We start from the raw sequence: 12,888 nt of genomic DNA on the forward strand, positions 1-12,888 counted from the left end.
TCCTTGTCTGCCTCGATCATCGCGATTGATGCAATGGGTGGGGACTTCGGTCCCCACTGCATTGTTCCGGCCTGCATTTCTGCGTTGGCCGAATTCCCCTCGCTGCATCTGACCGTCGTTGGTCAAGCTCCCCTCATCGAAGAACAGCTCGCTCGCCAGTCTGGCGTGGATCGCTCGCGCCTGCAGGTTCATCACGCCAGCGAAGTGATCGCCATGGACGAGCGTCCGGCCCAGGCTCTGCGTGGCAAGCCCGACGCCTCGATGCGCGTGGCGCTGGAGTTGGTGCGGCAGCATAAGGCGCATGCCTGCGTCAGTGCTGGCAATACCGGTGCGTTGATGGCGCTGTCGCGTTATGTGCTCAAGACGCTGCCGGGTATCGACCGGCCAGCGATGGTCAGCCCGATTCCCACTGAACGCGGGCACTGCTACCTGCTGGATCTGGGTGCCAATGTCGATTGCAGCGCCGAGCATCTCTATCAGTTCGCGATCATGGGGGCCGTGGCGGCAGAAACGCTGGGCGTGTCCCGGCCGCGGGTTGCCTTGCTCAATGTCGGTACCGAAGACATCAAGGGTAATCAGCAGGTCAAGCTGGCGGCCAATATGCTGCAGCAGGCGCATGGACTGAACTTTATCGGCTACATAGAGGGTGACGGCATGTATCGCGGCGAAGCCGATGTCGTGGTATGCGACGGTTTCGTTGGCAATATCCTGCTCAAATCCAGCGAGGGCCTGGCCAGGATGATCACCGGTCGGGTCGAGACGCTGTTCAGCGAGGGGTTGTTCGCCCAGGCGATTGGTGCCCTGGCGATGCCGCTGCTGCGCCGCCTCAAGGCTGATCTGGCGCCAGCCAGGCACAATGGTGCGAGCTTTCTCGGTCTGCAGGGCATCGTGGTCAAGAGCCACGGTGCGGCAGGCCAGGAAAGCTTTCAGAGCGCCATTCGCTGTGCGCTGCGCGAGGTGCAGGAAAATTTGCCGCAGCGACTGCATGGTCGCCTCGAGGACTTGTTGCTGTAAACTCGTCACGTTTTTCGGGGCGTGACTGGCGGCCTGATGTGACCGCGGCACGCAGCCTGTCATCCAACTGTCAGTTTGCTGCGCCAGGCTCGCCTGGCGTTGGTTTTTCGACTCAAGGGACTTATTCATGTCTGCATCCCTCGCATTCGTCTTCCCCGGCCAAGGCTCGCAAGCCCTGGCCATGCTTGCCGACCACGGCGCCCAGCAGAAGCTGGTACTCGATACTTTCGGCGAGGCGTCCGAAGCGCTCGGCTACGACCTCTGGGCACTGACCCAGCAAGGTCCGGAAGAGCAACTGAACCAGACCGACAAGACCCAGCCGGCCATCCTCACTGCTTCCATCGCCCTGTGGCGTCTGTGGCAGGCCGATGGCGGTGCCAAGCCGGCTTTCGTTGCCGGTCATAGCCTGGGTGAATACTCCGCGCTGGTCGCCGCAGGCAGCATCGCCTTTGCCGATGCGGTGAAGCTGGTAGAACGTCGTGGTCAACTGATGCAACAGGCCGTGCCGGCCGGGCAGGGCGGCATGGCCGCCATCCTCGGTCTGGAAGACGCCGACGTACTGGCCGCCTGTGCCGAAGCCGCGCAGGGCGATGTAGTCAGCGCGGTCAACTTCAACGCCCCTGGCCAGGTGGTTATCGCCGGCAGCGCGGCTGCCGTCGAGCGTGCCATCGAGGCGTGCAAGGCTCGTGGTGCCAAGCGCGCCATGGCGCTGCCGGTCAGTGTGCCGTCGCACTGCGCCCTGATGAAGCCGGCCGCCGAGCGTTTCGCCGAGTCGGTCGAGGCGCTGAACTGGCAGGCGCCGCAGATCCCGCTGGTGCAGAACGTCAGTGCCGCCGTGGTGTCCGATCTGGCCACTCTCAAGGCTGATCTGCTGGCGCAGCTCTACAGCCCGGTACGCTGGGTCGAGTCGATGGTGCGGTTGTCAGAGCAGGGCGTGACCGATCTGGTCGAGTGCGGTCCTGGCAAGGTGCTGGGCGGCCTGAACAAGCGCTGTGTCAAAGGCATCAACACTTACAATCTGGATACCCCCGAAGCTTTCGCCGCTGCTCGCGCTGCGTTGGCCTGAGAAAGGAGAACGAATATGAGTCTGCAAGGTAAGGTCGCGCTGGTCACCGGCGCCAGCCGTGGCATCGGTCAGGCAATCGCCCTGGAACTGGGTCGTCAGGGTGCCATCGTCATCGGCACTGCCACCAGCGCCTCGGGTGCCGAGCGCATCGCGGAAACCCTCAAGGCCAATGGCGTCGAAGGCGCCGGCCTGGTGCTCGACGTAAGCAATGACGAATCGGTTGCCACCACCCTCGAACATATTCAGCAACATCTTGGTCAGCCGCTGATCCTGGTCAACAACGCCGGCATCACCCGCGATAACCTGATGCTGCGGATGAAGGACGACGAATGGCATGATGTCATCAATACCAACCTGAACAGCCTCTACCGTCTGTCCAAGGCTGTGCTGCGTGGCATGACCAAGGCGCGCTTCGGGCGCATCATCAACATCGGCTCCGTGGTCGGTGCGATGGGCAATGCCGGTCAGGTCAACTACGCTGCAGCCAAGGCTGGTCTGGAAGGTTTCAGCCGCGCGCTGGCGCGGGAGGTTGGTTCGCGTGGTATCACGGTCAACTCGGTGGCTCCAGGTTTCATCGACACCGATATGACCCGTGAGCTACCGGAAGGCCAGCGTGACGCGCTGCTGACGCAGATTCCGCTGGGCCGTCTGGGTCAGGCCGAAGAGATCGCCAAGGTGGTCGGTTTCCTGGCTTCTGATGGCGCAGGTTACGTCACTGGGGCTACTATCCCGGTGAATGGCGGTATGTACATGAGCTAAAAAGGGCGCCTCCGAATGTCCGGAGGCTCTCGAATGTGACGCGAGCCATCAGAAAACTGTCATAGTCGCTGTCTAAAATCCGTTATAAAGCTGCAACAGGTTTATAGACAGATCGTTGAAGTGTTCCTGGGGGCTCCCCGGCATTCAGCTTGAAATGCTAAAAACCCTTTCTATACACTTGGCCGCTACCAGCTGCCTGGATTTGTCCAATAGGAGTGAAAACAAGGTATGAGCACCATCGAAGAACGCGTCAAGAAAATCGTTGCTGAGCAACTTGGCGTCAAGGAAGAGGAAGTAACCAACAGCGCTTCCTTCGTTGAAGACCTGGGTGCCGACTCTCTTGACACCGTTGAGCTGGTGATGGCTCTCGAGGAAGAATTCGAGACCGAGATCCCGGACGAGCAAGCTGAGAAAATCACCACCGTTCAGGAAGCTATCGACTACGTGACTGCCCACGCGCAATAAGTCACAGTCAGCTTTCTGATCGAGAAAAGCCGCACTGCCCTAATCAGGCGTGCGGTTTTTCTTTACGTGCAAGGCGCATGTGGCGCCTGAGTAGAACAAGAGGAGATTGCTGTGTCGCGTAGACGCGTCGTGGTTACCGGTATGGGCATGCTGTCGCCGCTGGGTAACGATGTGCCGAGCAGCTGGCAGGGCATTTTGGCCGGGCGCAGTGGCATCGGTCTGATCGAGCACATGGACCTGTCGGCCTACTCCACCCGTTTTGGCGGGTCGCTAAAGGGCTTCAACGTCGAGGAGTATCTCTCCGCCAAGGAGGCGCGCAAGCTCGACCTTTTCATCCAGTACGGTCTCGCTGCCTGCTTCCAGGCTGTGCGTGATTCCGGCCTGGACATCACTGACGCCAATCGTGAGCGTATCGGTGTGGCCATGGGCTCCGGCATCGGCGGCCTGACCAACATCGAGAACAACTGCAAGTCGTTGCATGAGCAGGGGCCGCGGCGCATTTCGCCGTTCTTCGTGCCGGGCTCGATCATCAACATGATTTCCGGTTTCCTGTCGATCCACCTGGGTCTGCAGGGGCCTAACTACGCCATCGCCACGGCGTGTACCACCGGTACTCACTGCATCGGCATGGCCGCACGCAACATCGCCTATGGCGAAGCTGACGTGATGGTCGCCGGTGGCGCCGAGATGGCGGCCTGCGGCCTGGGCATGGGCGGCTTCGGTGCGGCGCGCGCGCTGTCGACGCGCAACGACGAGCCGACCAAGGCCAGCCGTCCGTGGGACAAGGGCCGTGATGGCTTCGTCCTGTCCGACGGCTCCGGCGCCCTGGTGCTGGAAGAGCTGGAACACGCCAAGGCGCGTGGTGCCACAATCTATGCCGAGCTGATCGGCTTCGGCATGAGCGGAGACGCCTTCCACATGACCTCACCACCCGAGGATGGCGCAGGTGCGGCGCGCTGCATGGCGGCTGCCCTGCGTGATGCCGGTATCAATGCCGATCAGGTGCAGTACATCAACGCCCATGGCACCTCGACCATGGCGGGCGACCTGGCCGAAGCCGCGGCAGTGAAGAGCGTGTTCGGTGAGCATGCCTACAAGCTGTCGGTCAGCTCGACCAAGTCCATGACCGGTCACCTGCTCGGAGCAGCGGGCGCGGTGGAGGCGATCTTCAGCATTCTGGCGATCCGTGATCAGGTGGCACCGCCCACCATCAACCTGGATGAGCCCGACGAAGGTTGCGACCTGGACTTCGTACCGCACCAGGCCAAAGCCATGCCGATCGAAATCGCTCTGTCGAACTCCTTCGGCTTCGGCGGCACCAACGGCTCGCTGCTGTTCCGTCGGTTCAACGGCTGATGCTGAGCTGGGTCAACGGTGCGCCCGGCGAGCAGTTGTCGGTTCGAGACCGTGGCCTGGCTTACGGCGATGGTCTGTTCGAGACCATCGCCGTTCTCGGCGGACGCATCCCGCTGCTGGCGCGGCATATGGCGCGCCTGGCTGAGGGCTGTCAGCGTTTGTCCATTCCCCTCGATCTGATGCTGATGAACAGCGAGTTGCAGGCTTTCGCCAGGCAATTGGGCGACGGTGTGGCCAAGCTGATCGTCACCCGTGGCGAAGGTCAGCGCGGCTACGCGCCGCCGCAACCTTGCCAGCCGCTGCGCATCCTGCAGGCGGCGCCGTTGCCGCAGTACCCTGCCGTTCATGCCGAGCAGGGTGTTCGTCTCTTCCCTTGTGTGACGCGTCTGGCCGAGCAGCCCTTGCTGGCCGGGCTCAAGCATCTCAACCGCCTGGAGCAGATACTGGCGCGCGCCGAATGGCAGGACGCCGAGCATGCCGAGGGCCTGATGCGAGACAGCAGCGGCCGGGTCATCGAGGGGGTGTACAGCAACCTGTTTCTGGTCGTCGACGGCGGGCTGGTGACGGCCGATCTGTCGCGCTGTGGCGTGGCCGGCGTGATGCGTGCGGAGATCCTGCAGCAGGCGCAGTTGCTCGGGCTGTCTGTCGAGTTGCGCGATGTTTCCTTCGACGAACTGCTGGATGCCAATGAAGTCTTCCTCTGCAACAGCCTTTACGGCATCTGGCCTGTGCGGGCGCTGCAAGAGCGACACTGGTCGGTCGGGCCGCTCACCCGTAAACTGCAGGCCATCGTCTGCGACCTACTGAGTAAATAACTGGTGCTACGCAAGATCTTGGTGCTGCTTGAGTGCGGCGTGCTACTGGCTGCGCTGCTAGTCGTGGGTGCTGCCTGGCAGCAGCAGAGAGCGCTGGAGCAGCCTCTGCATCTGACTGAGGAAAGACTCCTGGAGGTGCCCTCCGGTGCCACGCCGAGCGGTCTGCTCAATCGCCTGGAGGCGGAGGGCGTGATCGACAATGCCTTCTGGCTGCGTCTGTACTGGCGCTTCAACCTGCGCGCTCCGGCCATGCACAGCGGCGAATACCGCCTGCTGCCGCAGCAAACTGCGCGAGACATGCTCGGCCTGTGGCAGCGCGGTGAGGTGGTGCAGTACAGCCTGACCCTGGTCGAGGGCTGGAACTTCCGCCAGGTCCGCGCGGCTCTGGGCCGTGAGGAGCGCCTGGAACAGCGGCTGGCCGATCTTACCGATGCCCAGTTGATGGAACGCCTGGGGCTGGCCGGGCAGAATCCGGAAGGGCGTTTCTTTCCCGATACCTATCGCTACGTAAGCGGAATGAGCGACGAGGACCTGCTCAAGCAGGCCAATGCTCGTCTTGAGAGCGTATTGGCCGAGGAGTGGCACAAGCGTGCCGAAGGTTTGCCTTATCGCGAGCCCTACGATGCGCTGATCATGGCCTCGATGATCGAGAAGGAAACCGGTGTACCCGAAGAGCGTGGCGAGATCGCTGGCGTGTTCGTGCGTCGTCTGCGTATCGGCATGCGCCTGCAGACCGACCCCACCGTCATCTACGGCATGGGCGAACGCTACAACGGCCGCATCACACGCGCCGACCTGCGTACGCCAACGCCTTACAACACCTACACCATCGATGGCATGCCGCCGACGCCGATCGCCATGGTCGGTCGTGAGGCGATTCACGCGGCGCTCAATCCGCTCGATGGCACCAGCCTGTATTTTGTCGCGCGAGGCGACGGTAGCCATGTGTTCTCCAACACCCTGGCCGAGCACAACCGCGCGGTGCGCGAATACCAGCTCAAACGTCGCGCCGACTACCGCTCCAGCCCCGCGCCACGCGCGGCGGCCGAAACCGAATAAGGGCAATCCGTGACCGGTCTGTTTATTACCCTGGAAGGCCCGGAAGGTGCCGGCAAAAGCACCAATCGCGAGTATCTGGCAGAGCGCCTGCGCGAGCAGGGCATCGATGTGCTGCTGACCCGCGAGCCCGGCGGTACGCCGCTGGCCGAGCGTATCCGTGAATTGCTGCTCGATCCGAGCGAGGAACCGATGGCTGCCGATGCCGAGTTGCTACTGGTATTCGCTGCCCGTGCCCAGCACCTGCAGCAGGTCATTCGTCCGGCTCTGGCCAGGGGCAGCGTCGTATTGTGCGACCGTTTCACCGATGCCACCTACGCCTACCAGGGCGGTGGTCGGGGGCTCTCCATCGAGCGCATCGCGCAGCTGGAGCAGTTCGTCCAGGGCGAGTTGCGCCCGGATCTGACCTTGATCTTCGATCTGCCCATCGAGATCGGTCTGGCTCGCGCAGCGGCCCGTGGTCGTCTGGATCGTTTTGAGCAGGAGGGCCGTGGCTTCTTCGAGGCCGTGCGCCAGGCCTATCTGCAGCGCGCCGAGCAGGCGCCGCAACGCTATCGCGTGCTGGACGCCGGGCAGACCCTGGCCCAGGTGCAGGCCGATATCGATGCCTTGCTGCCGAGCCTGCTGGAGGCCTGCCGTGGCTGAGGTCTATCCCTGGCAACAAGCGCTCTGGCAGCAACTGGCCGGCCGCAGCCAGCATGCTCATGCCTATCTGCTGCATGGTCCGGCCGGCATCGGCAAGCGTGCGCTGGCCGAGCGCCTGATGGCGCGACTGCTGTGCCAGAGTCCGAATGGGTTGGACGCCTGTGGCAACTGCAAATCCTGTCACCTGTTGGCTGCTGGTACTCATCCGGACAACTACGTGCTGGAGCCCGAAGAAGCGGACAAGGCGATCAAGGTCGATCAGGTGCGTGAGCTGGTCGACTTCGTGGTTCAGACCGCGCAGCTCGGTGGGCGCAAGGTGGTGCTGCTGGAGCCGGCCGAGGCGATGAACCTCAACGCCGCCAACGCGCTGCTCAAGAGTCTGGAAGAGCCCTCCGGTAATACCGTGTTGCTGCTCATCAGTCACCAGCCCAGTCGTCTGCTGCCGACCATCAAGAGTCGCTGCGTGCAGCAGGGCTGTCCATTGCCGAGCGAGGCGATGAGCCTGGCCTGGCTGGCCCAGGCACTGCCTGAGCTGGGCGACGATGAGCGCACTGATTTGCTGACCCTGGCAGCGGGTTCGCCACTGGAGGCTGCGCGCTTGCAGGCACAGGGCGTTCGTGAGCAGCGTGCCCAGGCGGTGGAAGGTGTGAAGAAGCTGCTCAAGCAGCAGGTCTCCCCGAGCCAACTGGCGGAAAGCTGGAATTCACTGCCGCTGAATCTGCTCTTCGACTGGTTTTGCGACTGGGCGCAACTGATGTTGCGCTACCAACTGACCAGGGACGAGGCAGGCCTGGGCCAGGCCGATATGCGCAAGGTGGTGCAGTACCTGGCGGACAAGAGCGCGCTGGCCAAGGTATTGGCGATTCAGGAATGGCTGCTCGCTCAGCGGCAGAAGGTGATGGGCAAAGCCAATCTCAATCGTGTGCTGCTATTGGAAGCCCTGTTGGTGCAGTGGGCCGCCTTGCCAGGGCAGGATCGCGGCTGACCAGCGCGAGAGCCGGATTCGGCAGGGCGTCACATTCTGCCGGTTGCCTGCCACCCGGTTGTTTGCGCATGGGCATGAACAAGCCCTAGAATCAGCCATTAAGCAATAAACGCCAGGAATGCGCTGATGAGCCTGCCACCCAATCTGGGTCCCCGTAACGGAATTCTGTCCCTGACCATCAAGGACAAGTCCGTGTTGTACGCGGCCTACATGCCTTTCATCAAGAATGGCGGTCTCTTCATACCCACCAACAAGAGCTACAAGCTCGGTGACGAAGTGTTCATGCTGCTCAACCTGATGGACGAGCCGGAGAAGATTCCGGTGGCCGGCAAGGTGGTGTGGATTACCCCTAAAGGTGCTCAGGGCAACCGTGCCGCCGGTGTCGGCGTGCAATTCAACGACGGCGACAACACCGCCCGCAACAAGATAGAAACCTACCTCGCTGGCGCGCTGAAGTCCGACCGTCCGACTCACACCATGTAACCCGTTGGCCGCGAGCTGATCCTCCTTGCGGCCGAAGCATCTCCCTCAGAGCATCCAGGCGCCGGCCGCTTTCGATTACAATTCGGGCTTTCCCTTTGCCCGAGTTTTCCCGCTGTGCTGATCGACTCCCATTGCCACCTTGATCGTCTCGACCTCACTGCCCATGGCGGCTCGCTGGATGCTGCCCTGGATGCCGCTCGCGCCGCTGGCGTGGGGCATTTTCTGTGCATCGGTGTCAGCGCCAACAACGCTGCCACGGTCAAGAGCCTGGCCGAGCGTTATGACGATGTCGATTGCTCGGTGGGCGTGCATCCGCTGGATCTGGAACCAGGCGCAGAGCCTGCACTGGACTGGCTACTCGGCGAGCTGGCTCACCCCAAGGTGGTGGCCATCGGTGAAACTGGCCTGGATTATCACTACGAGCCGGAATCCGCGGCGCTGCAGCAGGCCTCCTTCCGTCTGCATCTGGAGGCGGCGCGCGTCACTGGCAAGCCGGTAATCGTGCATACCCGCGAGGCCCGCGCCGACACCCTGGCGCTGTTGCGCGAAGCGGCGCTGCCGCAGGCCGGCGTGCTGCATTGCTTTACCGAAGACTGGGAGATGGCCAAGGCGGCGCTGGACATCGGTTTCTATATTTCCCTGTCCGGTATCGTCACCTTCCGCAATGCCGAGGCACTGCGTGATGTGGCGCGCCAGGTGCCGGTCGACCGCCTGCTGGTGGAAACCGACTCGCCTTACCTGGCGCCCGTACCGCATCGTGGCAAGCCCAACCTGCCGCAATACGTGCGCGAAGTGGCCGAGTACCTGGCGGTGCTGCGTGGCGTCAGCTACGAGGCCTTGGCCGAGCAGACCTCGAGCAACTTCAAGCGTCTGTTTCCGCTGGCTGGCGTGGCCTGAAACCATGATGTAGCCCGGATGCAATCCGGGGCCGTCGGTAGATACCTCCCGGATTGCATCCGGGCTACGGTCCGCGCTTCTGAGCCCGCAGGGTGCGCCGCGCGCACCAAGCGATGTAAGACATTGAATCGATGGTGGGTTACGCCGCACCCAGATCCGGTGAAACCAGCGACCGTGACAGGCGGCTAACCCACCCTACGGGAACGCCGATCTGCTGAGCAAAAAAAACCCGGATTCTGGGGGATGAATCCGGGTTAAGACCATTAGGAGTAAATCAAGGTACGCGGTCCACGGTACCTTGGCTGGCGGGGCACTTGGGGGGAGATGCCGCACACCAGTAAATTTCAGTATTGGTCATGATCAGCGAGCGTCCAGGCCAAAGCCTGAGTTTTTTAAACGGATTTGGAATACCGCGGCCGCTGCTGAGTCCTCACCCTTTTGCCAGCTGGGTTAGCAGACCCAGAGTCTCCTCGATCACCTGCTCGCTGGTGTAGAAATGCGGCGACAGGCGTACTCCAGGCCCGCGCTGCACGCAGATCACCTGGTCTTCGCGCAGGCGTTGGTACAGCGCCGGGTTGTCCCAGCCTGCCAGGCTGAAGTTGAGGATGCCGGCACGGCGCGCAGGGTCGAGCGGGTTATGGATCACTGCACCGGGTAGTGCGCGGATACCCTCATCCAGGCGCTGCACACGATCCTCCAGGAGTGTACCGACCCGCTCCATGCCCACCTCTTCTAGCAACGACAAACTCGCCTCCAGGGCGAAGGCACCGAGCATGTTCGGGCTGCCGCATTCGAAGCGTCTTGCACTGCGGGCCGGTTGCCAGTCCTGGCGGGTGTAGTCTCCGGCATGCTCCAGCATGTGCCAGCCGTACTCATGCAGTCTCAGTTGATCGCGCACTGCGCTGCGGCAATAGAACACCCCAAGGCCTTCCGGGCCGAGCATCCATTTGTGGCCATCGGCCATGGCGAAGTCGCAGTCGTAGGCCTGGACATCGAAGGGCAGGGCGCCCAGTTGCTGGATGGCATCGATGCAGAACAACACGCCACGCTGGCGGCAGCCTTGGCCGAGGCGTGGAAGATCCAGGCGCAGGCCGCTGGCGAACTGTACGGCGCTCACCGACAGCAGGCGTGTTCGTGAGGTGAAGGCAGCGAGCAGTGACGCCTCCGGATCGTCGCCCTTCAGGCTGACCTCGATCACTTCCACGCCCTGGGCCGCCAGTGCCAGCCAGACGATACGGTTGGAGGGGAATTCCTCGTCACTGATGATCACTTGGTCGCCGGCTCGCCAGTCCAGGCCGAAGGCCACGAAGGACAGTGCCTCGGACGTATTCTTGACCAGAGCAATATCACCGGTGCTTGGTGCGTTCATCAGGCGCATGAGGCGTTCGCGCAGGCTACGCTCCAGCTTCAGCCAGTCGGGATAGTCACGCGCACCGCTAGCCACGTTCGCCTCCGAGAACCGCCGCACCGCTTCAGCACTGCGTTTTGGCCAGGGGGCGACTGCCGCATGATTCAGATAGCGCAGTCCATTTTCCAGGGGGAACTCATCATGAAACACGTACATGGTCGGATGATCCGTGCAATTTGGCCGCATTTGGGCATAATAGGCGGCTTCGATTTTTGACCCCGTAGTCCCTTTATGCAGAAAGAACCCCGTAAGGTCCGCGAATTCCGTCGCCGCGAGCAAGAAATTCTCGATACCGCGCTGAAACTCTTCCTCGAACAAGGAGAAGACAGCGTGACCGTCGAGATGATCGCTGATGCGGTCGGTATCGGCAAAGGCACTATCTACAAGCACTTCAAGTCCAAGGCGGAGATCTACCTGCGCCTGATGCTCGACTACGAGCGCGATCTCAACGAGCTGCTGCATTCGGCCGACGTGGACCGTGACAAGGAAGCGCTGTCGCGTGCCTACTTCGAATTCCGCATGCGTGATCCGCAGCGCTATCGCCTGTTCGACCGCCTGGAAGAAAAGGTGGTCAAGGGCAATCAGGTGCCGGAAATGGTCGAGCAGTTGCACAAGATCCGTGCTTCCAACTTCGAGCGTCTGACCCAGTTGATCAAGGGGCGCATCGCCGAGGGCAAGCTGGAAGACGTGCCGCCGTACTTCCACTACTGCGCCGCCTGGGCCCTGGTGCATGGCGCCGTGGCACTGTACCACTCGCCGTTCTGGAGCAATGTGCTCGAGGATCAGGAAGGCTTCTTCCAGTTCCTCATGGACATCGGCGTGCGCATGGGCAACAAGCGCAAGCGCGACGCCTGATGCCTGGTATGTCGGCCACGGGACTGTGCCGTGGACGACATAGCGATATACTCCGGCTCTTAACGAACTGGAGCTCTCAATGATCGTCGACCGCCAGGGCAGACGCTTTCGCAACCTTCGCGTCAGTCTGACCGCCGCCTGCAACTACGCCTGCACCTACTGTGTGCCGAACGGCAAGCGTCTGGTCGCCGCTCAGGACGAACTGTCCGCCGACGCCATGGCGCGCGGCGTGGCTTATCTGATCGAAGCAGCCGGCATCGAACGCCTGCGCATCACCGGCGGCGAGCCGCTGGTCAGCACGCGGCTGGAGCCTTTCCTGCGCCAGGTCAGTCAGCTCGGTCTCGACGACATCAGCCTGACCACCAACGGCCAACTGCTCGAGCGCAAGCTGCCGCTGTTGGTCGAATGCGGTATTCGCCGCCTCAATGTTTCCCTCGATACCCTCGACGCCGACGCCTTCCGCAGCATCGCCCGTGGTGGCGACCTGGCCAGCGTGCTGGCCGGGATGGAAGCGGCGCGTGAAGCCGGAATGAAGATCAAGGTCAATATGGTGCCGTTGCGCGGGCAGAACCTCGATCAGGTGCTGCCACTGCTCGAGTACTGCCTGGCGCGTGGCTTCGAGCTGCGCTTCATCGAGCTGATGCGCATGGGTCACCTGGCGCGTGATCCCAATGCCTTCAACCAGCAATTCATCGGTCTGCCGGAGCTGCTGGAGCTGATCGGCACGCGTCACCAGTACGTTCAGGCCAGTGCTCCGGTGGATGCCACCGCGATGCGCTACGCCATTCCCGGCGCCGGCCATTTCGGCGTGATCGCCAACGAAAGTGTGCCGTTCTGCCGTACCTGCTCGCGCCTGCGCCTGTCGTCTACCGGTTGGTTGCACGGCTGCCTGTCGTCGAGCAATCGCCACTTCGTTGGCGACCTGTTGGACAAGCCTCGTCACCAGGCCTTACCGGCGCTGCAGCGTCTGCTGGTCAAGGCGCTGGGTGACAAGCAGGACCTGGCCTTCTCCGGCGGCGTTACAGTGATGAAGATTATCGGCGGCTGACGCTTTGGTTCGCTGTTCTGGTGCTCGACTCTTCAA

General features: G+C 62.4%; 14 protein-coding genes. 13 read left to right on the plus strand and 1 reads right to left on the minus strand.

The window, feature by feature from the left end; translation table 11 throughout:
* Positions 1–3: 3 nt before the first annotated feature.
* From plsX to H3221_RS15645, 11 genes are all read left to right on the plus strand, one after another.
* Positions 4–1,014 (plus strand): phosphate acyltransferase PlsX, encoded by a 1,011-nt coding sequence (gene plsX / locus H3221_RS15595; RefSeq protein WP_192981105.1) that lies wholly within the window; start codon positions 4–6, stop codon positions 1,012–1,014.
* Positions 1,015–1,141: 127 nt separating this feature from the next.
* Positions 1,142–2,080, plus strand: coding sequence for an ACP S-malonyltransferase (gene fabD / locus H3221_RS15600; RefSeq protein WP_160020349.1), 939 nt, complete (start codon positions 1,142–1,144; stop codon positions 2,078–2,080).
* Positions 2,081–2,095: 15 nt separating this feature from the next.
* Entirely contained in the window at positions 2,096–2,839 is a 744-nt protein-coding gene (gene fabG, locus H3221_RS15605) for a 3-oxoacyl-ACP reductase FabG (protein WP_003245179.1), read from the plus strand.
* Positions 2,840–3,067: 228 nt separating this feature from the next.
* Positions 3,068–3,304 carry an acyl carrier protein gene (gene acpP / locus H3221_RS15610; RefSeq protein ID WP_003245177.1) on the plus strand — a complete coding sequence of 79 codons (237 nt, stop codon included), beginning with the start codon at positions 3,068–3,070 and terminating at the stop codon, positions 3,302–3,304.
* 111 nt (positions 3,305–3,415) lie between these two features.
* Positions 3,416–4,660 (plus strand): beta-ketoacyl-ACP synthase II, encoded by a 1,245-nt coding sequence (fabF, locus tag H3221_RS15615; RefSeq protein WP_196474494.1) that lies wholly within the window; start codon positions 3,416–3,418, stop codon positions 4,658–4,660.
* Positions 4,660–5,475, plus strand: a complete 816-nt coding sequence (pabC, locus tag H3221_RS15620; RefSeq protein ID WP_196474495.1) for an aminodeoxychorismate lyase — start codon at positions 4,660–4,662, stop codon at positions 5,473–5,475. The genes fabF and pabC overlap by 1 nt, the downstream gene beginning before the upstream one ends.
* Positions 5,476–5,478: 3 nt before the next feature.
* Positions 5,479–6,534 carry an endolytic transglycosylase MltG gene (mltG, locus tag H3221_RS15625; protein WP_196474496.1) on the plus strand — a complete coding sequence of 352 codons (1,056 nt, stop codon included), beginning with the start codon at positions 5,479–5,481 and terminating at the stop codon, positions 6,532–6,534.
* Between the two features lie 9 nt (positions 6,535–6,543).
* On the plus strand, positions 6,544–7,176 hold the full coding sequence (gene tmk / locus H3221_RS15630; protein WP_160020345.1) for a dTMP kinase: 633 nt from the start codon (positions 6,544–6,546) through the stop codon (positions 7,174–7,176).
* Positions 7,169–8,161, plus strand: coding sequence for a DNA polymerase III subunit delta' (locus H3221_RS15635; RefSeq protein ID WP_196474497.1), 993 nt, complete (start codon positions 7,169–7,171; stop codon positions 8,159–8,161). The genes tmk and H3221_RS15635 overlap by 8 nt, the downstream gene beginning before the upstream one ends.
* A 126-nt stretch (positions 8,162–8,287) precedes the next feature.
* Positions 8,288–8,644: a PilZ domain-containing protein gene (locus H3221_RS15640; RefSeq protein WP_003245164.1), complete on the plus strand. Its 357-nt coding sequence runs from the start codon at positions 8,288–8,290 to the stop codon at positions 8,642–8,644.
* Positions 8,645–8,758: 114 nt separating this feature from the next.
* Complete coding sequence (locus tag H3221_RS15645) at positions 8,759–9,541, plus strand: TatD family hydrolase (protein WP_196474498.1); 783 nt, start codon at positions 8,759–8,761, stop codon at positions 9,539–9,541.
* Positions 9,542–9,971: 430 nt separating this feature from the next.
* Here H3221_RS15645 and H3221_RS15650 read toward each other — a convergent pair whose 3' ends face one another.
* Positions 9,972–11,105 (minus strand): aminotransferase class V-fold PLP-dependent enzyme, encoded by a 1,134-nt coding sequence (locus H3221_RS15650; protein ID WP_196474499.1) that lies wholly within the window; start codon positions 11,103–11,105, stop codon positions 9,972–9,974.
* 75 nt (positions 11,106–11,180) lie between these two features.
* On the opposite strand from H3221_RS15650, the gene H3221_RS15655 reads away from it, so the two are divergent.
* Both H3221_RS15655 and H3221_RS15660 read left to right on the plus strand, forming a co-directional pair.
* Positions 11,181–11,804 (plus strand): TetR/AcrR family transcriptional regulator, encoded by a 624-nt coding sequence (locus H3221_RS15655; RefSeq protein WP_003461933.1) that lies wholly within the window; start codon positions 11,181–11,183, stop codon positions 11,802–11,804.
* Between the two features lie 79 nt (positions 11,805–11,883).
* Positions 11,884–12,852 carry a GTP 3',8-cyclase MoaA gene (locus tag H3221_RS15660; protein WP_196474500.1) on the plus strand — a complete coding sequence of 323 codons (969 nt, stop codon included), beginning with the start codon at positions 11,884–11,886 and terminating at the stop codon, positions 12,850–12,852.
* Positions 12,853–12,888: the final 36 nt, after the last annotated feature.

It is taken from the genome of Pseudomonas chaetocerotis (assembly GCF_015712105.2).
GTDB lineage: Bacteria > Pseudomonadota > Gammaproteobacteria > Pseudomonadales > Pseudomonadaceae > Aquipseudomonas > Aquipseudomonas chaetocerotis.

What these genes read in the sequence shown, in the direction of transcription:
- fabD (WP_160020349.1), top strand. Translation starts at nt 1,142, where the DNA reads ATGTCTGCATCCCTCGCATTCGTCTTCCCCGGCCAAGGCTCGCAAGCC.
- H3221_RS15660 (WP_196474500.1), top strand. Translation starts at nt 11,884, where the DNA reads ATGATCGTCGACCGCCAGGGCAGACGCTTTCGCAACCTTCGCGTCAGT.
- acpP (WP_003245177.1), top strand. Translation starts at nt 3,068, where the DNA reads ATGAGCACCATCGAAGAACGCGTCAAGAAAATCGTTGCTGAGCAACTT.
- fabG (WP_003245179.1), top strand. Translation starts at nt 2,096, where the DNA reads ATGAGTCTGCAAGGTAAGGTCGCGCTGGTCACCGGCGCCAGCCGTGGC.
- pabC (WP_196474495.1), top strand. Translation starts at nt 4,660, where the DNA reads ATGCTGAGCTGGGTCAACGGTGCGCCCGGCGAGCAGTTGTCGGTTCGA.
- H3221_RS15640 (WP_003245164.1), top strand. Translation starts at nt 8,288, where the DNA reads ATGAGCCTGCCACCCAATCTGGGTCCCCGTAACGGAATTCTGTCCCTG.
- H3221_RS15655 (WP_003461933.1), top strand. Translation starts at nt 11,181, where the DNA reads ATGCAGAAAGAACCCCGTAAGGTCCGCGAATTCCGTCGCCGCGAGCAA.
- H3221_RS15650 (WP_196474499.1), bottom strand. Translation starts at nt 11,105, where the DNA reads ATGTACGTGTTTCATGATGAGTTCCCCCTGGAAAATGGACTGCGCTAT.